Origin of the sequence: Rhodococcus sp. IEGM 1366, assembly GCF_033142425.1 — a bacterium.
GTDB lineage: Bacteria > Actinomycetota > Actinomycetes > Mycobacteriales > Mycobacteriaceae > Rhodococcus_F > Rhodococcus_F globerula.
Window position 1 is genome coordinate 809,279 of record NZ_JAWLRZ010000002.1, and the last position, 21,364, is coordinate 830,642.

At 62.0% G+C, this 21,364-nt stretch carries 20 protein-coding genes; 16 read left to right on the forward strand and 4 right to left on the reverse strand.

Annotated features, from left to right (window positions below):
- Positions 1–21 precede the first annotated feature (21 nt).
- A complete protein-coding gene (locus R4P64_RS09645; protein WP_317820482.1) occupies positions 22–1,071 on the reverse strand; it encodes an Lrp/AsnC family transcriptional regulator in 1,050 nt (349 codons plus the stop codon).
- 102 nt (positions 1,072–1,173) lie between these two features.
- Here R4P64_RS09645 and R4P64_RS09650 point away from each other — a divergent pair, with 102 nt between their 5' ends.
- The 14 genes from R4P64_RS09650 to R4P64_RS09715 all read left to right on the forward strand — a co-directional run bounded on the left by R4P64_RS09650 (position 1,174) and on the right by R4P64_RS09715 (position 16,896).
- On the forward strand, positions 1,174–2,493 hold the full coding sequence (locus R4P64_RS09650) for a flavin-containing monooxygenase (protein WP_317820484.1): 1,320 nt from the start codon (positions 1,174–1,176) through the stop codon (positions 2,491–2,493).
- Positions 2,493–3,404 carry a bile acid:sodium symporter family protein gene (locus tag R4P64_RS09655; protein WP_033230789.1) on the forward strand — a complete coding sequence of 304 codons (912 nt, stop codon included), beginning with the start codon at positions 2,493–2,495 and terminating at the stop codon, positions 3,402–3,404. Before R4P64_RS09650 ends, R4P64_RS09655 begins: the two co-directional genes overlap by 1 nt.
- Positions 3,401–4,336: an SDR family oxidoreductase gene (locus R4P64_RS09660; protein WP_317820486.1), complete on the forward strand. Its 936-nt coding sequence runs from the start codon at positions 3,401–3,403 to the stop codon at positions 4,334–4,336. The genes R4P64_RS09655 and R4P64_RS09660 overlap by 4 nt, the downstream gene beginning before the upstream one ends.
- Positions 4,337–4,401: 65 nt before the next feature.
- Positions 4,402–4,914: a hypothetical protein gene (locus R4P64_RS09665; RefSeq protein ID WP_317820555.1), complete on the forward strand. Its 513-nt coding sequence runs from the start codon at positions 4,402–4,404 to the stop codon at positions 4,912–4,914.
- A gap of 54 nt (positions 4,915–4,968) precedes the next feature.
- Positions 4,969–6,024, forward strand: a complete 1,056-nt coding sequence (gene argC, locus R4P64_RS09670; RefSeq protein ID WP_116101328.1) for an N-acetyl-gamma-glutamyl-phosphate reductase — start codon at positions 4,969–4,971, stop codon at positions 6,022–6,024.
- Positions 6,021–7,280: a bifunctional glutamate N-acetyltransferase/amino-acid acetyltransferase ArgJ gene (gene argJ, locus R4P64_RS09675; RefSeq protein WP_317820489.1), complete on the forward strand. Its 1,260-nt coding sequence runs from the start codon at positions 6,021–6,023 to the stop codon at positions 7,278–7,280. The genes argC and argJ overlap by 4 nt, the downstream gene beginning before the upstream one ends.
- A complete protein-coding gene (gene argB / locus R4P64_RS09680; RefSeq protein ID WP_317820491.1) occupies positions 7,277–8,194 on the forward strand; it encodes an acetylglutamate kinase in 918 nt (305 codons plus the stop codon). The genes argJ and argB overlap by 4 nt, the downstream gene beginning before the upstream one ends.
- Entirely contained in the window at positions 8,191–9,390 is a 1,200-nt protein-coding gene (locus R4P64_RS09685; RefSeq protein ID WP_141484361.1) for an acetylornithine transaminase, read from the forward strand. The genes argB and R4P64_RS09685 overlap by 4 nt, the downstream gene beginning before the upstream one ends.
- 5 nt (positions 9,391–9,395) lie before the next feature.
- On the forward strand, positions 9,396–10,334 hold the full coding sequence (argF, locus tag R4P64_RS09690; RefSeq protein ID WP_317543944.1) for an ornithine carbamoyltransferase: 939 nt from the start codon (positions 9,396–9,398) through the stop codon (positions 10,332–10,334).
- Positions 10,331–10,810 (forward strand): arginine repressor, encoded by a 480-nt coding sequence (locus R4P64_RS09695; protein ID WP_033230782.1) that lies wholly within the window; start codon positions 10,331–10,333, stop codon positions 10,808–10,810. The genes argF and R4P64_RS09695 overlap by 4 nt, the downstream gene beginning before the upstream one ends.
- 47 nt (positions 10,811–10,857) lie before the next feature.
- Positions 10,858–12,057, forward strand: coding sequence for an argininosuccinate synthase (locus R4P64_RS09700; RefSeq protein WP_033230781.1), 1,200 nt, complete (start codon positions 10,858–10,860; stop codon positions 12,055–12,057).
- 3 nt (positions 12,058–12,060) lie between these two features.
- A complete protein-coding gene (argH, locus tag R4P64_RS09705; RefSeq protein ID WP_095886403.1) occupies positions 12,061–13,503 on the forward strand; it encodes an argininosuccinate lyase in 1,443 nt (480 codons plus the stop codon).
- A gap of 144 nt (positions 13,504–13,647) precedes the next feature.
- A complete protein-coding gene (locus R4P64_RS09710; RefSeq protein WP_095886402.1) occupies positions 13,648–16,629 on the forward strand; it encodes an acyl-CoA synthetase in 2,982 nt (993 codons plus the stop codon).
- 60 nt (positions 16,630–16,689) lie between these two features.
- Complete coding sequence (locus R4P64_RS09715; RefSeq protein WP_033230778.1) at positions 16,690–16,896, forward strand: Trm112 family protein; 207 nt, start codon at positions 16,690–16,692, stop codon at positions 16,894–16,896.
- Here the strand turns inward: R4P64_RS09715 and R4P64_RS09720 are convergent.
- From R4P64_RS09720 to R4P64_RS09730, 3 genes are read right to left on the reverse strand one after another with little or no spacing between them, the layout of a single operon-like run.
- Positions 16,893–17,501 carry a TetR family transcriptional regulator gene (locus tag R4P64_RS09720; RefSeq protein ID WP_033230777.1) on the reverse strand — a complete coding sequence of 203 codons (609 nt, stop codon included), beginning with the start codon at positions 17,499–17,501 and terminating at the stop codon, positions 16,893–16,895. The genes R4P64_RS09715 and R4P64_RS09720 overlap by 4 nt on opposite strands.
- Positions 17,498–18,253, reverse strand: coding sequence for an ABC transporter permease (locus R4P64_RS09725; RefSeq protein ID WP_092800143.1), 756 nt, complete (start codon positions 18,251–18,253; stop codon positions 17,498–17,500). The genes R4P64_RS09720 and R4P64_RS09725 overlap by 4 nt, the downstream gene beginning before the upstream one ends.
- Positions 18,250–18,984 carry an ABC transporter ATP-binding protein gene (locus tag R4P64_RS09730; protein WP_141484360.1) on the reverse strand — a complete coding sequence of 245 codons (735 nt, stop codon included), beginning with the start codon at positions 18,982–18,984 and terminating at the stop codon, positions 18,250–18,252. Before R4P64_RS09730 ends, R4P64_RS09725 begins: the two co-directional genes overlap by 4 nt.
- Before the next feature lie 84 nt (positions 18,985–19,068).
- Here R4P64_RS09730 and R4P64_RS09735 point away from each other — a divergent pair, with 84 nt between their 5' ends.
- Complete coding sequence (locus R4P64_RS09735) at positions 19,069–19,680, forward strand: DNA-3-methyladenine glycosylase (protein WP_219111864.1); 612 nt, start codon at positions 19,069–19,071, stop codon at positions 19,678–19,680.
- A gap of 19 nt (positions 19,681–19,699) precedes the next feature.
- Positions 19,700–20,977 carry a tyrosine--tRNA ligase gene (tyrS, locus tag R4P64_RS09740; RefSeq protein ID WP_095886398.1) on the forward strand — a complete coding sequence of 426 codons (1,278 nt, stop codon included), beginning with the start codon at positions 19,700–19,702 and terminating at the stop codon, positions 20,975–20,977.
- The last annotated feature ends 387 nt before the right edge of the window (positions 20,978–21,364 follow it).

A 21,364-nucleotide genomic window follows, 5' to 3' on the forward strand; every position in this document is an offset into this window, starting at 1 on the left:
TTCAGTCGGATTCGAGAATGTTCAGGCTTCTCGGGGAAGCCAGACATCCGGCGCGATGGTGCCCGTCCGGCGACCCTGCTGGTCGAGTACGTGACCGAGCAGTTTGCGGAGGTAGAGGACGATCGAGCGTTCCCCGATATGCAATTCGGGGCACTCCCTGCGTATTCGGATCTCGAAGGCGTCGAGGTCTGCGGGCGAATGCAGCCACAATTGCACCACCAGATTCTCGCTACCCACGACGGCAAAACAATTCCGCACCTCGGGTGCTCGGCTCAGGAGCCGACCAACCATGTCGAGATGCTCGGCGTCGACACGGCACCACAGGGTTGCGAGAATCGGTAGTCCCGCGACGGGCCGGGCGAATTCGCACCGCAATGCCACCAAACCCGATGAGGTCAATCGGTCGATTTGCCGTTTGCAGGCGGCTGGACTGATTCCGATCGAATCGGCAAGTTCCCGCATCGGGGTGCGGCCGTCGTGAGCGAGCGTGGTCAGAAGTGTGCGGTCTTGTTCCGACACGGCGGCTACTCGCGAAGGTGAGCGTCGCCCACGCGATTCGCCGGCAGCAAGGATGCCGCGCTCGGATGGCGCAAGCGCATTGAGTCGCCACCGGCCGCCCTCGGTGAACCAGCGCGTGATGATCGACGTTCGCAAGCCCTGCACGCCGTCGAGCGTGGCGATCTGCTGGGAGATGAATTGCGACATCGATGCCAGATCCGGTGTTCCGGCTGTGACCAGGAGATCGGCTCGGCCCGTAGAGATTTCGATAGTGACCGCGTGGGCCAACGTCTTCAGGCGATCGGCGACGGCATCGAGTTGTGCCGGTGCACAGTCGATTTCGACAGCAGCTGTCACGATGGCGTCGAGGACGCGAGGTCCAGGGGTAACTGTTACCCAGGCCAGCGCCGAGTCGGAGAGCCGGTTCCACCGGCGGGCGATTGTCGCAGCATCCAGTTCGAGTGGCCCGGCCAGTGAGAGCCATGTGGAGCGCGGGGCGAGTTGAAGCGCATTGATTATCCTCAAGTCGATTTCATCGATATACAGACCTTTGTCGGCATAATCAGCACTCATTCCGTCATTATCCGGCATATCGGCGTTAATTTCGGACTATCTGCCACTCTCGAGCGACAGGAAGAATCTGCGTCGAGCAGGCCGGGTGGACGGAAACAACGGATGAGCACAGAGAACAAGTACGCGGTGATCGGTGCGGGACCGTCGGGTTTGGCCGGGGCTCGTAACCTTGATCGGACCGGAATCGAGTTCGACGGTTTCGAGAGCCACGATGATGTCGGTGGTCTCTGGGACATCGACAACCCGCACAGCACCGTGTACGAATCGGCCCACCTCATCTCGTCGAAAAGCACTACTGCGTTCACGGAATTTCCGATGGCGGATTCGGTGGCCGACTATCCCAGCCATGTGGAACTCGCCGAGTATTTCCGCGACTATGCCGATGTCCACGACCTCCGAAAACACTTCAGCTTCGGAACCACCGTCGTCGAGGTCACGCCGACGGACTCGCTGTGGCAGGTGACTTCCCGTGGGCGAGACGGGGAGATCACGTCCGCGAAGTATCGGGGCGTGATCATCGCCAACGGAACGTTGTCCAAGCCGAATATGCCCACTTTCCGCGGGCAGTTCAGCGGAGAACTCCTGCATACGAGCGAATATCGGAGCGCAGAGATTTTCCGCGGCAAGAGGGTACTGATCATCGGGGCGGGAAACAGTGGGTGCGATATCGCCGTCGACGCGGTTCACTACGCAGATTCCGTGGATCTGAGTGTCCGGCGCGGATACTACTTTGTACCGAAGTACCTGTTCGGGCGTCCGTCGGACACGCTGAACCAGGGAAAACCGTTGCCGCCGTGGATCAAACAACGACTCGACACGCTGGTACTCAAACAGTTCACCGGCGATCCGGTGCACTTCGGGTTTCCGGCGCCCGACTACAAGATCTACGAGTCTCATCCGGTGGTGAACTCGCTGATCTTGCATCACGTGGGACACGGCGACGTGCAGGTTCGCGCTGACATTGACGGGTTCGACGGGAACAGTGTCCATTTTGTCGACGGATCGGTGTCGGATTACGACCTCGTGATGTGTGCGACCGGCTACCACCTCGACTACCCGTTCATTGCCCGCAAGCATCTGGATTGGGCAGGGGCAGCACCGGATCTGTTTCTCAACGTCGCAAGCCGACGACACGAGAATCTGTTTGTTCTCGGGATGGTCGAAGCATCGGGCCTCGGGTGGCAGGGCCGCTTCGAGCAGGCCGAGATGGTCGCGAAACTGGTCAAAGCGCGAACCGACGCTCCTGCGGCAGCCCGAGAATTCGACGCGGCCGCAGCTGGTCCGCCGCCCGATTTGTCCGGGGGATATCGGTATCTGACGTTGGGCCGGATGGCCTACTACGTGAACAAGGATGCCTACCGCGCGGCGATCAAGCGTCATATCGGTCTGCTCGACACAGCATTGACGGAAGGCGGGCAGTGATGCCGATCGACGAGGTGGTTCTCAACTTCAATCCTGGGTCCTTGATGATTCTCAACGTGGTTCTGGCCGCGATCATGCTCGGGATCGCACTCGACACGTCGGTCGACGACTTCCGTCGTGCGTTGACCAAACCCAAGGCGATGGCGGTGGGCATCGCGGCGCAATTCGTACTGCTACCCGCCGTGACATTTGTTCTGACACTGGTTCTTTCGCCGGCTCCGTCGGTTGCGCTCGGCATGATATTGGTGGCGTGCTGCCCACCAGGCAACATCTCGAACGTCCTGACCCACCGCGCCGGCGGCGACGTCGCACTGTCGGTGTCGATGACGGCTGTGTCGAACGTGCTCGCGATCTTCCTGATGCCGCTCAACTTTGCCTTCTGGGGGAGCAGACGCCCGGAGACCGACGCGCTGCTGGCGTCGGTGAACCTGAACGCCCTCGAGATGGTCGTGCAGATCGCGCTGATCATCGGGGTGCCGTTTGTCATCGGAATCTGGGCTGCCCGGAAGTTTCCGGAACTGGCGGCGAAGGCCCAACCCTGGGTGAAGAACGGCGCACTGATCGCACTGCTGATTTTCATCGTGGCAGGAGTGGCGGGCAACGCGTCGTACTTCGTCGACTACATCGGTGTGGTGCTGATCGCGGTGTTCCTGCATGACGCTGTTGCGCTCGGCCTGGGATACGTGTGCGGTGTCGCGACAGGGTTGAACGAATACAGCCGTCGCGCAGTCTCGTTCGAAGTCGGTATCCGCAACGCAGGACTCGGGCTTGGGTTGGTGTTCACCTTCTTCGACGGCCTCGGCGGCATGGCAATTGTTGCCGGCTGGTGGGGGATCTGGGACATCATCGCAGGATTGGCGCTCGCAACTCTGTGGTCGAAACGACGAATTCGAACGGAGGTAGCAGCGTGACCACTGCACTGATTACAGGTGGAAACGGCTTCCTCGGTACTGCAGTCGTCGAGGCATTGACGGCGCAAGGCGTCACAGTCGTCACCGCGGATCTATCTGTGCCCGAGGTGGCCGTAGACGACGTGCGCCGAGTGCAAGCGGACGTCCGTAGCGCTACGGAGTTGGCCGAAGTATTTGCCGAGCACCGGCCGGACGTCGTGGTTCACCTTGCGTCCATCGTCAATCCGGGCAAGCACACCACCGCGGAACAGGAGTATCGCGTCGACGTCGACGGGACGCGGAATGTGCTTGCTGCCTGCGTCGAATTCGGCGTGCGACGAGTGGTTGTGTCGTCGTCCGGTGCGGCCTACGGCTATCACGCCGATAATCCGCCGTGGATCACCGAGGATGTCGCGGTCAGGGGCAACGACGCATTCACCTACAGCCGCCACAAGCGACTCGTCGAGGAAATGCTGGCCGAATACCGATTTGTGCACCCGGAACTCGAGCAGGTGATCTTCCGTATCGGCACGATCCTCGGGGAGACGGTGAACAACCAGATCACCGCACTGTTCGATCGCCCTCGGCTTCTCAAGGTCGCCGGTAGTGACAGCCCATTCGTATTTGTCTGGCACACCGATGTGGCGGGTGCCTTTGCCGAAGCGGTGACGGGCGATCAGGTCGGCATTTTCAACGTTGCCGGTGACGGAGCGTTGACGGTCGACGATCTGGCAGCACAGATGGGAAAGGGAACTCTGACACTGCCGGCGTGGTTGTTGCGCGGCGTTCTGCGCGTCGGACGCCGTCTCGGTGTGACGGAGCACGGTCCGGAACGGGTCGGTTTTCTCCAGTACCGGCCGGTTCTCGACAATCGGCGACTCAAGGAGCAGTTCGGTTACGTTCCCGCGTATTCGAGCCAGGAGGCGTTTACCGCGTATCTCGCGTCACGCTGACGCTCCTGGCGGCCGCCGTGGAAGGATCGAGGTTGTCCGTCGGCGTTTTCGAGAAGGGACTGACGATGACCGAGCACGGTGGTTCTGTACGCGGTGGTTCAGTACACGATGTGGTTGAAGCTGCGCACGCACTCGACGACAAGGATTTCCTGGCCGTTATTCGTGCGGTCGCGGAACGTCGCCCCAGTTTGTCGGTCCTCCTCTCCGTCGTCGATGCGGCTGCTGCGAGTATCGACGAGAGTCGAGCAGTAGCCGATTCAACGGCCGCCGACGCCGAGGTGGTGGAACTTCCCGACACCGTGGTGGAAGTTGACGAGATCATCGATGTCCCGGTGGTGGCCGCGAGCGGCGCAATAATCCCTGAAGCCGATTACACCCAGCCGGATTACACCGAAGCGGGAGTTCCTACCTTCGATCGTGTGCGGGAGAAGATCGAAGGACGATTCGGTACGTCGATCGGTTCGGCGGAGTTGGCGCACGAAAGTCCGGCGGGCAAGACCGTCGACGAGCAGTGGGACGAGCGTCAGAAGGCTGCGAAGGCCAAACTGGAGGAGATTCGGCGTTCGATGGGTAAATAACAACCGGGATAAGTAATTATGCATTCCCTTGCACGATGATGCATAATGATGTGTATGACTGAGGAGATACGCAAGCCGATCAGAGTCGCCGTCGCCGGTGCCAGTGGGTATGCCGGTGGTGAGGTTCTGCGTCTGCTTCTCGGACACCCCTCGTACGCCGACGGCAGCCTGGTGATCGGTTCGCTGACTGCCGGTGGAAACGCGGGTTCGACGCTCGGCGAGCATCACCCCCACCTTCTTCCGCTGTCGGCTCGGGTTCTGGAAGAGACCACGGTTGACATCCTGGCCGGGCATGACGTGGTGTTCCTGGGCCTTCCGCACGGTAACTCGGCGCAGTACGCCAAGGCGCTGCCCGAGTCGACGGTCATCATCGACTGCGGCGCGGACTTCCGGCTTCAGGACGGCGCGTTGTGGGAAAAGTTCTACAAGAGCCCCCATGCCGGAACGTGGCCGTACGGTCTTCCCGAATTGCCCGGCAACCGTGAGAAGTTGATGGGCGCAACGCGTATCGCCGTACCGGGTTGCTACCCGACGGCCGCAAGCCTTGCCTTGGCGCCCGCAGTTGCGGCCGGAATTGTCGGCTCGCACGTCAATGTTGTTGCCGTGAGCGGCACTTCAGGTGCCGGCCGGGCTCCCAAGGCTGATTTGCTCGGCTCCGAGGTGATGGGTTCGGCCCGTGCGTACGGTGTCGGCGGCGTGCATCGCCACACACCCGAGATCATCCAGAATCTGAAAGCTGCAGGCGGACAGGACATCAGCGTGTCGTTCACGCCCGTACTCGCTCCCATGCCGCGCGGCATCCTCGCAACCTGCACTGCCGCCACCACGGCGACCGAAGCGCAGGCGCGGGAAGTATACGAAAACGCCTACAAGGACGAGCCGTTCATCCATGTGCTGCCTGCCGGTGTCTTCCCGCAGACCGGCGCAGTGATCGGGTCCAACGCAGTACAGATCGGTATCGCCGTTGACAGCGACGCCGGTCAGCTCGTTGTGATTTCAGCAATCGACAATCTCACCAAGGGCACGGCCGGTGGCGCAGTGCAATCGATGAACCTTGCCCTTGGTCTACCCGAGACCGCAGGTCTCTCTACCGTGGGAGTAGCTCCGTGAGCACCGACAATCCGCAGCAGCTCGACGACGCAACCGAATCCGACGTCAAGCACGTCGCCGGGGGCCGCCTGCTGCGCACTCAGGGTGTGACGGCACCTGCCGGATTCCGCGGCGCCGGAATTGCCGCCGGTATCAAGAAGAGTGGCAAGTCCGACCTCGCGCTGGTGCTGAACGAAGGACCTGATCTTGCGGCCGCGGGCGTGTTCACCCTCAACAAGGTGAAGGCTGCGCCGGTTTTGTGGTCGCAGCAGGTGCTCACGACGGGCAAGCTGCGCGCAGTTGTGCTCAACTCCGGCGGTGCCAATGCATGCACCGGTGCCGGTGGATTTCAGGATGCGCACAAGACCGCCGAGGAAGTGGCGTCGGCGCTGAGCAACTGGGGCACCGAGACGGGCGCGATCGAGGTTGCCGTGTGTTCCACCGGACTTATCGGTGACCGGTTGCCCATGGACAAGCTGCTTCCCGGTGTCACCGAGGTAGTGCACGAACTTGCCGGCGGTATTTCCGGTGGCACCGACGCGGCGTACGCGATCATGACCACCGATACCGTGCCGAAGCAGGCGTCGCTGCACCACGCAAACAAGTGGAATGTCGGCGGCATGGCAAAGGGTGCGGGCATGCTCGCGCCCGCGTTGGCGACAATGCTGTGTGTCGTCACGACCGATGCCGTTGCGACCGCTGAGCAGCTCGACACCGCGTTGCGCGCCGCAACCCACCTGAGTTTCGATCGCCTCGATGTCGACGGTGCCACGTCGACCAACGACACCGTGCTGTTGCTCGCGTCCGGTGCCAGTGGCGTCGCCCCCAGTCAAGACGAATTGAACGCTGCCGTGTTGGCAGTGTGCGACGACCTCGCCGATCAGATGATGGCCGACGCGGAGGGCGTCACCAAGCGTGTGAAGGTGACGGTTCGCGGTGCGGCCTCCGAGTCCGACGCCTTGATCGGTGCCCGGACCATCGCGCGTGACAGCCTGGTCAAGACCGCGCTGTTCGGTTCCGATCCCAACTGGGGGCGCGTCCTTGCTGCCGTCGGTATCGCGCCCATCGAACTTGACCCCGATCGAATCAGCGTGTCCTTCAACGGAAGTCCCGTCTGCATTGACGGCGTCGGTGCACCGGGCGCGCGCGATGTCGATCTCAGTGGCATCGACATCGAACTCGATATCAACCTCGGGATCGGCGACGAGTCCGTGACGATTCGCACGACGGACCTGTCGCACGCGTACGTCGAAGAGAACTCGGCGTACTCGTCATGACCGATGTGTTGAGTTCTATCAGCGAACATCAGAAGGCGCACGTCCTGGCCGGAGCGTTGCCGTGGCTGCAGCGTTTCCGCGACAAGATCGTTGTCGTCAAATACGGCGGCAATGCGATGGTCGACGACGAGCTCAAGACCGCGTTTGCCGCGGACATGGCGTTTCTGCGTACCGTCGGCATCCACCCTGTTGTGGTTCACGGCGGTGGACCGCAAATCAATGCCATGCTGGCCCGGCTGGGCATGAAGGGCGAGTTTCGTGGCGGATTCCGGGTCACGACGCCCGAGGTCATGGACGTCGTCCGGATGGTGCTCTTCGGCCAGGTAGGCCGTGAGCTCGTCGGACTGATCAACGCGCATGGACCGTACGCTGTCGGAATTTCCGGCGAAGACGCCCACCTGTTCACCGCGACGCGTCGTACCGTTGCAGTGGAAGGCGAGCAGACCGATATCGGCCTGGTTGGCGACGTCACCACGGTGAACCCCGACGCGGTGCTTGATCTCATTGCGGCAGGACGCATTCCGGTGGTGTCGACAATCGCTCCCGACGTGGACGGCGTTGTTCACAACATCAATGCGGATACGGCTGCAGCGGCCTTGGCCGAAGCGATCGGTGCGGAGAAGCTGGTTGTTCTGACCGATGTCGAAGGGCTGTACACGGATTGGCCGGACCGTTCCTCGCTCGCGAGCGAAATCGACACCGACGCATTGGCACAGCTTCTGCCGAGTCTCGACGCGGGCATGGTGCCGAAGATGGAGGCCTGCCTGCGCGCTGTGCTAGGCGGAGTTCCGTCGGCGCACGTGATCGACGGACGGCTTGCGCATTCCGTTCTACTCGAACTTTTCACAGGTGAGGGCATCGGCACGATGGTTGTGCCCGGAGCCGACATCAGCGAGCAGGGAGTCAACTCATGAGCACGATCGAATTGCAGCAGCGGTGGTCCGCTTCGCTGATGAACAACTACGGTGTACCTCGGGTAGCTCTCGTACGCGGCGAAGGCGCCGTTCTCACCGATGCCGACGGTAAGCAGTACGTCGATTTCCTCGCCGGCATTGCCGTCAACATTCTCGGTCATGCGCATCCCGCAATCATCGAGGCTGTGACGGATCAGCTGTCGACCCTCGGGCACGTCTCCAACCTGTATGCGAGCGAGCCTGTCGTCGAATTGGCAGAGCAGTTGCTCGGACATCTGGGCAATGTGTCCGGTCGGGCGTTTTTCTGCAACTCGGGTACCGAGGCCAACGAAGCCGCCTTCAAGCTCGCCCGCGCCACGGGACGCAAGAAGATCATCTCCGCCGAGAACTCCTTCCATGGCCGGACGATGGGTGCCTTGGCACTGACCGGTCAGCCGGCCAAGCGGGCGCCGTTCGAACCGATGCCTGCCGGCGTCGAATTCGTTCCCTACGGCGATATCGAGGCTCTCGACCGGGCTGTCGATTCCGATACCGCGGCAGTGTTCCTCGAACCGATCATGGGTGAAAGCGGCGTTGTCGTGCCGCCAGAGGGATACCTGGTCGAAGCTCGCCGGATCACGGCGGAGCGGGGCGCTCTGCTGGTACTGGACGAGGTGCAGACCGGTATCGGCCGGACCGGCTGGTTCTACGCTCATCAGGCTGTCGGCATCGTTCCGGACGTCATCACTCTCGCGAAGGGGCTCGGCGGCGGAATGCCGATCGGCGCCTGCATTGCGACCGGCGCTGCGGCAGAGCTGTTCGGTCCCGGAAAACACGGGACGACGTTCGGTGGCAACCCGGTGTGCGCTGCGGCGGCACTTGCCGTGCTGAAGACCGTTGCGGACGAAGACTTGATCTCGCGCGCAGACAGCCTTGGCAAGTCCATCACCGCAGGCATCGAAGAACTGGGCCATCCGCTGGTCGACTACGTCCGCGGTTCCGGACTTCTGCTCGGTGTGGTGCTGACGCAGGACGTTGCGCCCGCAGTGGAAAATGCAGCACGTGAAGCCGGGTATCTTGTGAATGCAGCGAATCCCGGAGTCATCCGGTTGGCACCGCCGCTGATCCTCACCGACGAGCAGGCCGAGGCGTTTGTGGCGGCACTACCTGCCATTTTCGATCACGCATTATCGGCTGATCAGCCGGGGGAGAAGTGACTACCATGGTGAAACACTTTCTCAGGGACGACGATCTGACTCCTGCGCAGCAGGCCGAGGTCCTCGCCCTGGCTGCCGAGCTCAAGAAGAATCCGTTTTCGCGTCGCCCACTCGAGGGGCCGCGCGGCGTCGGAGTGATCTTCGAGAAGAACTCGACGCGCACGAGGTTCTCCTTCGAGATGGGCATCGCACAGATGGGCGGCCATGCCGTTGTCGTCGACGGTCGGAGCACGCAGCTCGGCCGCGAGGAGACATTGGCCGACACGGGACGCGTCCTCTCCCGTTACGTCGACGCCGTGGTGTGGCGCACGTTCGGCCAGAAGCGCTTGGAGCAGATGGCAACGGGCGCAACGATTCCCATCGTCAATGCACTCTCCGACGAGTTCCATCCGTGTCAAGTTCTGGCCGATCTGCAGACACTGGCCGAGCACAAGGGTGATTTGACGGGTCTGAACCTCACCTACCTCGGTGACGGTGCCAACAACATGGCGCACTCGCTGATGCTCGGCGGCGTCACGGCCGGCATCAACGTCACGATCTGCGGTCCGGAGGGCTTCGAACCGGCACAGTGGATTCTCGACGCGGCACGTATGCGGGCCGAGGAAACCGGCGCCACGATCACGGTTACCCGGGATCCGCAGAAAGCTGCCGCTGGTGCAGATGCACTCGTCACAGACGCGTGGACGTCGATGGGTCAGGAAAACGACGGTCTCGACCGGGTCGGTCCCTTCCGTCCGTACCAGATCAATGCCGACCTGCTGGCACTCGCCGACCCCAAGGCCGTTGTCCTGCACTGCCTTCCCGCCCATCGAGGGGAAGAGGTCACAGACGAGGTGCTCGACGGCCCACAGAGTGTTGTGTGGGACGAGGCCGAGAACCGCTTGCACGCCCAGAAGGCCCTACTGGTCTGGCTGCTGGAGCAGAGAACCGCAGGCGCGGCGTGAGCATCGCTCCTACTCGGGCCGGTCGCCAGTCGCGCATCATCGCGCTGCTGGCGGCGCACCCGGTTCGCAGTCAGACGGAACTTGCGTCGCTGCTGGGAGAAGAAGGCATCGAGGCGACACAAGCAACGCTCTCGCGTGACCTCGAAGAGCTGGGAGCGGTGAAACTCCGGGCAGCGGACGGCGGCGCTGGTGTGTATGTGGTGCCCGAGGACGGTAACCCCGTACGCGGTGTGTCAGGTGGTACTGATCGTCTGTCGCGACTGCTCGGAGAGCTGTTGGTGTCCACGGACTCCAGCGGAAACATGGCGGTACTCCGGACACCACCGGGGGCTGCGCACTACCTGGCGAGTGCACTTGATCGTGCCTCGCTGACCGATATCGTGGGGACTATCGCGGGGGATGACACCATCTTCGTGATGGCCCGGGAACCGCTTTCCGGAGCGGAACTCAGCGCCATGATCGAATCCCTCGCCTGACCCCTTATTCTTGATAGAAGATTTTCAACCGAAGGAGCACACACACCATGGCCGATCGCGTCGTACTCGCCTACTCAGGCGGGCTGGACACCTCTGTTGCCATCAGTTGGATCGGTAAGGAGACAGGCGCTGAAGTTGTCGCCGTCGCCATCGATCTGGGACAGGGCGGCGAGGACATGGAGGTCGTGCGCCAGCGCGCACTCGACTGCGGCGCAGTCGAATCCGTTGTCGTCGACGCTCGTGACGAGTTCGCGGACGAGTACTGCCTGCCGACCATCCAGGCCAACGCCCTGTACATGGATCGCTACCCGCTCGTGTCCGCGATCAGCCGTCCGCTGATCGTCAAGCACATCGTCGAGGCCGCACGTTCGCACGGCGGAACCATCGTCTCGCACGGTTGCACCGGCAAGGGCAACGACCAGGTTCGCTTCGAGGTCGGCTTCGGCGCCCTCGCTCCCGACCTCTCGGTCATCGCACCGGTTCGTGACTACGCGTGGACCCGCGAGAAGGCAATCGCTTTCGCGGAAGAGAACAACATCCCGATCAACGTGTCCAAGAAGTCGCCGTTCTCGATCGACCAGAACGTCTGGGGCCGCGCCGTCGAAACCGGATTCCTCGAGGATCTGTGGAACGCGCCCACCAAGGACGTCTACGACTACACCGAGGATCCGACGGCCAACTGGAACGCACCCGACGAGCTGATCATCAGCTTCGACAAGGGTCGCCCGGTTGCCATCGACGGCCGTCCGGTCTCCGTCCTCGAAGCCATCCAGGAACTGAATCGCCGCGCCGGCGCTCAGGGAGTCGGCCGTCTCGACGTCGTCGAGGACCGCCTCGTGGGCATCAAGAGCCGCGAGATCTACGAAGCTCCCGGAGCGATGGTGCTCATCACCGCTCACCAGGAACTCGAGCACGTCACCCTCGAACGCGAACTCGGTCGCTACAAGCGTCAGATGGAGCAGCGTTGGTCCGAGCTGGTCTACGACGGCCTGTGGTTCTCCCCGCTCAAGGATGCTCTCGACACGTTTGTCGAGAAGACGCAGGAACGCGTCACCGGCGACATCCGTCTCTTCCTGCACGGTGGAGCCATCACGGTCAACGGCCGTCGTAGCCCCGAGTCGCTGTACGACTTCAACCTCGCAACGTACGACGAGGGCGACAGCTTCGACCAGTCCGCATCGAAGGGCTTCGTCGAGATCCACGGTCTGTCGTCGAAGGTCGCCGCGAAGCGCGATCTGGGTCTGTAAAGAATGACTGCGCACGGTGTCGGAGACGCCCAAAAACACGGCACTAATGAAGGCGCGTTGTGGGGCGGGCGGTTCGAATCCGGACCGGCCGCCGCCATGGCGGCCCTGAGTAAGTCGACTCACTTCGACTGGGTTCTGGCTCCGTACGACGTGCGGGCGTCGCAGGCTCATGCTCGCGTGCTGAACAAGGCCGGTCTCCTCAGCGAAGCCGACCTTGCCACCATGCTCGACGGTTTGGAGCGCCTCGCCGCTGACGTCGCAAGTGGTGCCTTCGGGCCCAGCGAGTCCGACGAGGACGTGCACGGCGCACTCGAGCGCGGCTTGATCGAACGAGTCGGTCCCGAGGTCGGTGGGCGTCTGCGTGCCGGTCGTTCGCGCAACGACCAGGTGGCGACGCTGTTCCGTATGTGGCTCCGTGATGCGGTGCGCCGCGTTGCGGACGGAGTGCTCGACGTCGTCGACGCTCTTGCCACTCAGGCAGCTGCACATCCGGACGCAGTCATGCCGGGTAAGACGCACCTGCAGGCCGCTCAGCCCGTGTTGCTCGCGCATCACCTCCTGGCACATGCACATCCGTTGTTGCGTGACGTTGCGCGTCTGCGTGACTTCGACGTGCGAGCTGCGGTGTCCCCGTACGGTTCCGGCGCGCTCGCCGGTTCCTCGCTCGGGCTCGACCCCGAAGCCATTGCGGCAGAACTGAAGTTCGACAGCTCGGCGGAGAACTCGATCGATGCCACGGCGTCGCGCGACTTCGCTGCCGAGGCTGCGTTCGTGTTGGCGATGATCGGCGTCGACCTGTCGAGGATGGCCGAAGAGGTCATCATCTGGAGCACACCGGAATTCGGCTACATCACGCTCGCCGACGCGTGGTCGACCGGATCGTCGATCATGCCGCAGAAAAAGAACCCGGATGTTTCCGAGCTCACGCGCGGTAAGTCGGGTCGTCTGATCGGCAACCTCACGGGATTGTTGGCGACGCTGAAGGCGCAGCCCTTGGCGTACAACCGCGATCTGCAAGAGGACAAGGAACCGGTCTTCGATTCGGTTGCGCAACTCGAAATGTTGCTCCCGGCCATCACCGGCCTGGTGCAGACACTCGAGTTTCACACCGAGCGCATGGCGGAGTTGGCTCCGGCCGGCTTCACGTTGGCCACCGACATCGCGGAATGGATGGTTCGTCAGGGCGTTCCGTTCCGTGTCGCACATGAGGCCGCAGGCGCGTGTGTGCGTGTCGCCGAGGCTCGCGGCGTTGGACTCGAGGATCTGACCGACGAGGAACTGGCCGGAGTCGACGCGTCGTTGACGCCTGCTGTTCGGGAAGTGCTGACCGTCGAGGGCTCCATCGCCTCACGCAACGCACGTGGCGGAACCGCAGGTGTCCGGGTGGCCGAGCAACTGAACGGCGTACGCACGCTGGCTCAGTCGCTGCGAGAGTGGCCCCTCTAAATCAGTCATCGGTTGTCGGTGTTGTCGTACGCGGTCAGAGAGGATTTTTCCTCACTGGCCGCGTACGTGTTCTCGGGGGCAGTAGGCTTGTTTAGCTCGACACGAATGCGACAGAGTTTTTGACGCGAGTTACTTGGGAGTGAAATGGTGGGATTGAATTCCAAGTCGGTGCTGGGTCCGCTTCGGCGGGTGGTCGCGACAGCGCAGAACGGCCTGGAGGTTGTTCGTCTGGGTGGACTCGAGACGGATCTGACAACCTCGCCGTTCGAGATCGTCGAACGTGCGCCGATGTACCGTCTGCGGCGGTATTTTCCCGACACCGATCCAGGGGAGACCGGTCCGCCGATCGTATTGGTCCCGCCGATGATGATGTCGGCCGGTGTGTACGACGTGACGCGCGATCAGGGGGCAGTCGGCATCCTGCACGAGATGGGACTTGATCCGTGGGTGGTCGACTTCGGTGAACCTGACGCACAGGACGGTGGCTGGGGCCGTAATCTTGCAGACCACATCATCGCGCTCAGTGAGATCGTCGATCACGTTCATCGGCATACCGGCAAAGACGTTCACCTGTCCGGGTATTCGCAGGGCGGAATGTTCGCCTACCAAGCTGCGGCATATCGGCAGAGCCGAAACATCGCCAGTCTCATCACTTTCGGAAGTCCCGTCGACACACTTGCGGCGCTCCCATTCGGTATTCCGGCCGGGATAGCCACGTGGGGAGCAGACTTCCTCGCGGATCACGTCTTCAACAGGCTGGCGGTCACGGGGTGGATGGCCCGGACAGGCTTCCAATTGCTCGATCCCGTCAAGACGCTCAAGTCGCGTGTCGACTTCCTACTGCAACTTCACGATCGTGAGGCACTCCTGCCGCGCGAACAGCAACGACGCTTCCTGGCGACGGAGGGATGGGTCGGCTGGTCCGGGCCCGCTGTTGCCGAACTGCTCAAGCAGTTTGTCGTGCACAACCGGATGATGTCGGGCGGGTTTGTCATCAAGGATCAAGCGGTGACGCTTGCGTCGATCACCTGTCCCGTTCTGGCTTTTGTCGGCGAGGTCGACGACATCGGGCAACCCCAAGCGGTCCGCGGGATCACGCAGGCAGCGCCGCGAGCTGACGTGTACGAATCAACTTTGCGCGCTGGGCATTTCGGTCTGGTCGTCGGTTCCGTCGCTGCAAATCACACGTGGCCGACAACAGGCGAATTCGTCCAGTGGATCGAGCAGGGCGGAACACGGCCGGCCCGCGTCGAGCGCATGCCGCAGGGCCCGTACCCCGAGGACGAGACCGGGGTGTCGATGAGCAATCGGATCATTCACACCGTGGCCTCGGTAGCCGAGGTCGGCGTCGGCGTGACCAAGGGCATCAGCGATCTGGCCAGCGGAGCATTGCGCGGGACTTTCGAATTGTCCGGCGAGGCTGCTCGGGCGCTTCCCAGGTTGGCCAGGCTCAATCAGATTCAGCCGCACACCAAGATTTCGCTCAGTGCGCTCTTGGCCGAGCAGCGCCGTAAGGCTCCGGCAGGGGAGTGCTTCCTCTTCGACAACCGGGTCCATACCTACGAAGCCGTCAACATCCGCATCGACAACGTTGTTCGCGGTTTGATTTCGGTTGGAGTGCGCCCGGCAGCGCACGTCGGCATTCTCATGGAGACCCGGCCGAGTGCACTCGCTGCTATCGCCGCGCTGTCGCGACTCGGAGCTGTTGCAGTCATGCTCCCACCGGGCGGCGACATTGCGACGGCGGTGAAACTCGGAAATGTCGATCGGATTATCACCGATCCGGAAAACGTTCAGGAAGTGCTCGCAGCTGGGCGTCCGGTACTGGTACTCGGCGGCGGTGACGCGCGTGGGTTGAGCGTGGATTCCGCGCACGACGTCATCGATCTCGAGCAGATCGACCCTACGACGGTCAGTCTGCCGGGTTGGTACAGGCCTGATCCGGGGATTGCGCGCGAACTTGCCTTCATCATCTTCGCGGAATCCGGTGGCCGACTCGAAGCCAAGCAGATTACCAACTACCGGTGGGCGTTGTCGGCATTCGGTACGGCCTCGGCTGCCGACCTCGACCGGGGCGATACCGTGTATTGCCTTGCGCCGCTCCATCATTCGTCAAGTTTGCTGGCGACAATCGGCGGCGCAATGGCAGGTGGCAGCCGGATCGCGCTGTCGAGGGGGCTGGACCCGGCTCGATTTGTCGAGGAGATCCATCGCTACGGCGTCACCGTGGTGAGCTACACGTGGTCGATGATGCGCCAGATTCTCGACGAGGATCTTCTCCTGCTCGACGGTACTCATCCCGTTCGGTTGTTCATCGGATCCGGAATGCCGCCGGGGCTGTGGAAGCGCACCACCGAGGCGTTCGATCCTGCTCAGATCCTCGAGTTCTACGCCTCAACCGAAGGTGATGTGATCCTCGCGAATGTGGCCGGATCGAAGATCGGGTGCAAAGGACGTCCGTTGCCCGGTAGTGCGCGGGTACGACTTGCGGCGTACGACCCGCTCAGCGGCCGGATCCTCGAGAACGAGGACGGGTTTGTCCGCGAGTGCGCCGACGACGAGGTCGGGTTGTTGCTGGGTCGTGCAGGATTCAATGCCGATCTGTCCGGTGGTGCCATGCGCGGACTCTTCGAGGCCGGAGATTCCTGGATACCCACTGAAAACCTGTTCCGCCGTGATTCCGACGGCGACTACTGGCTGGTCGACCACAAGAACACGGTGATCTCGACGTTGCGTGGACCCGTCTTCACCGCTCCGATCGTCGACGCACTGTCGAGTGTCTCGCGGGTGGACCTTGCGGTGGCGTACGCGGTAGGTGAGGCACCGTTCCAGTTGGCTGTCGCCGCGGTGACCTGTTTGCCCGGCCGCAATTTCCGTGCGGCAGAACTCGCCGAGACGTTGGATCACCTCGACTTCGATGCGCGTCCTGACATCGTGCACGTGGTCGACGAGATCGCCGTTGGATCCTCGTTCCGGCCCAATCCCGCCGTGCTCGCAGCGGCCGGGCTTCCGGCTCCGGGACCGCGGACCTGGTATCTCGACTCCGAAACCCAGTCGTACAAGCGGCTGACCAAGGCAGTTGCGGCGCAATTGATGCCAACCAGGATGGGTACGGGTTCGCGGTGAGTATCGGCTCAGCAGGTAGCCTGAACCTGATCGGTTCGTGTTCGGTTCGAGAGGATAAACGTGGCTATTGATTCGACGTTGCTCAGCATTTTGGCCTGCCCGCAAGACAAGGGTCCACTGCTGTTGGTCGGGGACGAGCTGCTCTACAACCCTCGTCTGCGACGCGCATACCCGATCGAAAACGGTATCCCGGTATTGCTGATCGACGAAGCGCGCGATGTTGCAGACGACGAGCACGAGAAGTTGCTCGCCAAGGCAGAAGGTTAGATCGGTAGTTCGCCGGTAAGGTACCGCTGGAGGTTCGGAGCTACCAGCGGTACCAACGCGTCGACGCTCAGCGATTTCAGCGGTTCAAGCTCGAGAATGTAGCGAGTGACCAGGAGTCCAGCGATCTGCGACGCCACCAATTCGGCTCGAATAATTCCTGTCCCGGCCGGTGAATCCACCCGCGGGATGATGTCCCGCAAGACGATGTTCAGAAGGAAGCTCTGAATCAGTCGGGTTCCTTCGCCGGAAATGGCCGAGCGAAATGCGGCGAGAATCGCGGCCTGATGCTCCGATTCCCAGACACCGAGGACGGCAGTCAACAGACTCGTACCCAGTTGGTCGCTTGTCGACGAATGAACCGGGGCTAGAACTTTCTTCGGATCCAGCGGTAGGGCGATTGCGGCGGTGAACAGTTGCTCCTTGCTGCCGAAGTAGTGATGTATCAGGGCCGGATCGACTTGGGCTTCGGTTGCGATGGCGCGGACCGTGGTTCGTGCAAATCCGTTTTGTGAGAATGCGCGTCTGGCGCTCTCGAGGATCTGCGTCCGGGTCTCGGACTTTCCCGGCCGCCGCCCCGGCCGCAACGGTATGTTGTTGCTGCTCATGGGGTTCGGCGGTCCAGCGTTGCAGCGGCTAGTGTGAGGGCGGCCGCGGCAAAGAGAGCCATCACCGCGAGGTCGCGCCACATTTGGCCGGTGGCATCGGCGTGTATCGATACCTGCTGAAGTGCGTCGACGGCGTAACTCAGCGGTAGGACGTTGCTGATCCATTCGAGCCAAGTCGGTAGCTGGTCGCGCGGAACCAGGAGTCCGCAGAGGAACAGCTGTGGAACCACGACCACCGGCATGAACTGAACGGCTTGGAACTCGGTCTTTGCGAAAGCGCTGGCCAACAGACCGAGCGCCACTCCGAGGATTGCGCCCAGTACGGCGATGACTATCACCCAGCCGAGGCTTCCGGCGATAGTGAGACCCAGAAACCCGAAGGCAACGGCACACGCGAGGGCCGCCTGGGCCGCAGCCGACAACGAAAACGCCGCGGCATATCCAGCGAGAAGGTCAAGTTTGCCCATCGGGGTGGTGAGTAGTCGCTCGAGGGTTCCGGAACTGCGCTCACGCTGCATTGCGATGGAAGTGACCAGGAACATCACGACAAAAGGCAAGATCCCGAGCATAGTGATGGCGACCCGTTGAAACAGCGGTACTGCGCCTGGCGCTGTCGGGACGTCGACGTAGAGGAAGTAGAGCAGGATCATCAACAGTGACGGAACCAACAAGATCATGGCAACTGTGCGGCGGTCCTGACGCAGTTGCATGAGAATGCGAACTGTCGTTGCTCCGAAGATGTTGACACTCATGATATTTCGCCTCCCACCGGCGAGGTCCGGATGAGCTCCAGGAACGCGTCTTCGAGGCGTTCGCACCTGGTCTTCGCGCGAAGTTCGTCTGGCGTGAGTTGCGCAAGGAGGAAGCCGTCGCGCATCAGTATCAGTTCGGCGCAATGATCTGCTTCGTCCATGACGTGACTGGAGATCAACAGGGTAGTTCCGCCCTTGGCAAGTTCAGCGAATCTCTCCCAGAGTTCAACTCGAAGGACGGGGTCGAGTCCGACGGTCGGCTCGTCGAGAACCAGCAGATCGGGATCGGCAACCAAAGCACAGGCCAGTGACACGCGTCCGATCTGTCCGCCGGACAGGTCTGCGCTGATCTGGTCCGCGTAGCGAGTGAGCCCGACCGCGTCGATTGCGGTCCGAACATCGGCACCGGACTTTCCGTACAGCGATCCGAAGTACTGGACGTTGCGGGTGACAGTCAGGTCGCCGTAGACGCTGGGGGATTGGGTGACGTAGCCGACGCGTCGACGCAGTGCCGGTGTTCCGGCTTGATCACCGAGAACTCGTACGTCGCCGCTCTTGACGATCTGAGTTCCGACTATCGCTCGCATCAGTGTTGTCTTGCCGCAACCAGACGGGCCTAGTAGTCCGGTGACGGATCCGGCGGATACTTGCAGATCAATGGAGTGGAGAACCTCCTGCTTTCCACGGATGACGGTGAGTCCTCGGATGTCGATGGCAGGTGCTGTGGTCACGGTGAACCTCGATTCCGTTAATTCATCACATGTTGAATTGTGAAACCGGACGCGCCCCAGCGTCAAGGGGAAAGGCACAATCGAATGGTGAGCATCAAGCAGTTGGCGAGCGTGACTTCTCCGCTGGAGGCGGGACTGATCATTCTCGGTTCGACACTGTCAGTAGACGACGTCAGCTTTCGGATCGTCGAAGTGGAGGCATACGGCGGGGAGAAGGACGGACCGTGGCCGGACCCGGCAGCACATTCCTATCGGGGGCGGACGCCGCGTAATCGGGTGATGTTCGAGCGCGCAGGTTTGCTGTACGTGTACCGCAGCTACGGGATGCATTTCTGCATGAACATCTCGTACGGTCCGGCCGGAGTGGCCGGTGGAGTACTCCTCCGCGCAGCAGAGGTCGAAGCCGGCCACGATGTTGTCTCCGGCCGTCGTTCACCGGATCGTCCGCCCCGCGATTGGGCGCGCGGACCGGGAAATCTCGGGTCCGCAGCAGGAATTACGTTGGCGGACAACGGGGCTGATGTCTTCGATCGGGATTCACGAATTCGACTGGACCTGAGCGAGTCGGACAACTGGGTAGCGGGGCCCCGGGTCGGTGTCAGCTCGGCAGCGGAGATCCCGTGGCGGCTGTGGATTCCTGATTCGCCGGCGGTGTCGGCCTACCGTCGAAGCCCGCGAGCGCCCGCCCTTTCGTGAGGGTGGGATGATCTAGCCCGTGACTGAGAATATTCTCGACGAACTGACCTGGCGTGGGCTCATCGCCCAATCAACTGATCTCGACGCTCTGCGTAAGGATCTCGAGGCCGGACCGGTCACGCTCTATGCGGGGTTCGACCCCACAGGGCCGAGCCTGCACGCCGGACATTTGGTTCCTCTTCTTGCGCTCAAGCGTTTTCAGCGTGCCGGTAACCGCCCGATCGTTCTTGCCGGTGGCGCAACCGGTCTGATCGGCGACCCCCGCGACGTCGGGGAACGCACGATGAACTCGGCCGATACCGTCGCTGACTGGGCCGGACGAATCCGCGGCCAACTCGAACGATTTGTGGACTTCGACGATTCTCCGACCAGCGCCGTCATCGAGAACAACATGAACTGGACCGGCAATATGTCGGCCATCGACTTCTTGCGCGACGTAGGCAAACACTTCTCGGTGAATGTCATGCTCGCGCGTGACACCGTCAAGCGTCGTCTCGAATCCGACGGAATGTCGTACACCGAGTTCAGCTACATGCTGCTCCAGGCAAACGACTACCTGCACCTCCGACGCGATCTTGGCTGCACCTTGCAGGTGGGTGGCTCGGATCAGTGGGGCAACATCATCGCCGGCGTCGAACTCAACCGTCGCGTGGATGGCGAAAGTGTCCATGCGATGACCGTCCCGCTGGTGACCTCGGCTGACGGAAAGAAGTTCGGTAAGTCGACCGGCGGCGGCAGCCTGTGGCTCGATCCGGAAATGACCAGCCCGTACGCCTGGTACCAGTACTTCGTGAACACCGGCGACGCCGATGTCATCAAGTACTTGCGTTGGTTCACGTTCCTGAGTGCAGAGGAATTGGCAGAACTCGAGACTGCTACCGCAGAACGCCCGCATGCTCGAGAGGCACAGAAGCGTCTTGCGGCGGAGATGACGACATTGGTTCACGGCGAGCACAACACACGGTCAGTGGAGTTGGCCAGCCAGGCACTGTTCGGAAAAGCTGAGCTGACGGAGCTCGACGAATCCACTCTGGCCGCTGCGTTGAAGGAAGCCTCGGTCAGTGAACTGGCACCGGGGGAGCCGCGGACGATCGTCGACCTTCTTGTCGCCAGCGGATTATGCGAAAGCAAGGGCGCTGCCCGGCGCGCTGTGAAGGAGGGTGGCGCATCGGTGAACAACCAGAAGGTGTCAGCTGAGGACTGGGAGCCGGCCGTCACGGATCTCCTACACGGCAGCTGGTTGGTTGTACGACGCGGAAAGCGCAACTTTGCCGGCGTGAAAGTACTGGCGAACTGACGTGTGTGGGGTCACAGTTGCCTAAAGTGACTCCTGAGCCCGCTGGTGGCTCGCCTGCAAGCGAGCTACCAGCGGATTTAACACAATGATCATCCGCGACCTGGGAGTTTGACGCTCCGTTTTCCGTCGCGTAACTTTATCCAAGTCAGAGCGACACGGACACCAACCCCGACCGAGAGGCCGGGGACACGCGGTAGGACGAAGTCGGAGACAAGCACTTGCACCGGGAACTTGCTTCCCGGTGGTGCATAAGCTAAGATTGTAACCCTTGCCCCGGAGCATTCGACACTGGTTGATGCGAAGGTGTGCACGTGTTCTTTGAGAACTCAACAGTGTGTCGATGAATGTCAGTGCCAAATTATTTTGGTACTTCACATGTCGAATGAT

Excerpts from the sequence above, each read along its gene's own strand:
- R4P64_RS09645 (WP_317820482.1), bottom strand. The coding sequence starts at position 1,071 with ATGAGTGCTGATTATGCCGACAAAGGTCTGTATATCGATGAAATCGAC.
- R4P64_RS09650 (WP_317820484.1), top strand. The coding sequence starts at position 1,174 with ATGAGCACAGAGAACAAGTACGCGGTGATCGGTGCGGGACCGTCGGGT.
- R4P64_RS09655 (WP_033230789.1), top strand. The coding sequence starts at position 2,493 with ATGCCGATCGACGAGGTGGTTCTCAACTTCAATCCTGGGTCCTTGATG.
- R4P64_RS09665 (WP_317820555.1), top strand. The coding sequence starts at position 4,402 with ATGACCGAGCACGGTGGTTCTGTACGCGGTGGTTCAGTACACGATGTG.
- argC (WP_116101328.1), top strand. The coding sequence starts at position 4,969 with ATGACTGAGGAGATACGCAAGCCGATCAGAGTCGCCGTCGCCGGTGCC.
- argB (WP_317820491.1), top strand. The coding sequence starts at position 7,277 with ATGACCGATGTGTTGAGTTCTATCAGCGAACATCAGAAGGCGCACGTC.
- R4P64_RS09685 (WP_141484361.1), top strand. The coding sequence starts at position 8,191 with ATGAGCACGATCGAATTGCAGCAGCGGTGGTCCGCTTCGCTGATGAAC.
- argF (WP_317543944.1), top strand. The coding sequence starts at position 9,396 with ATGGTGAAACACTTTCTCAGGGACGACGATCTGACTCCTGCGCAGCAG.
- R4P64_RS09700 (WP_033230781.1), top strand. The coding sequence starts at position 10,858 with ATGGCCGATCGCGTCGTACTCGCCTACTCAGGCGGGCTGGACACCTCT.
- argH (WP_095886403.1), top strand. The coding sequence starts at position 12,061 with ATGACTGCGCACGGTGTCGGAGACGCCCAAAAACACGGCACTAATGAA.
- R4P64_RS09710 (WP_095886402.1), top strand. The coding sequence starts at position 13,648 with ATGGTGGGATTGAATTCCAAGTCGGTGCTGGGTCCGCTTCGGCGGGTG.
- R4P64_RS09720 (WP_033230777.1), bottom strand. The coding sequence starts at position 17,501 with ATGAGCAGCAACAACATACCGTTGCGGCCGGGGCGGCGGCCGGGAAAG.
- R4P64_RS09725 (WP_092800143.1), bottom strand. The coding sequence starts at position 18,253 with ATGAGTGTCAACATCTTCGGAGCAACGACAGTTCGCATTCTCATGCAA.
- R4P64_RS09735 (WP_219111864.1), top strand. The coding sequence starts at position 19,069 with ATGGTGAGCATCAAGCAGTTGGCGAGCGTGACTTCTCCGCTGGAGGCG.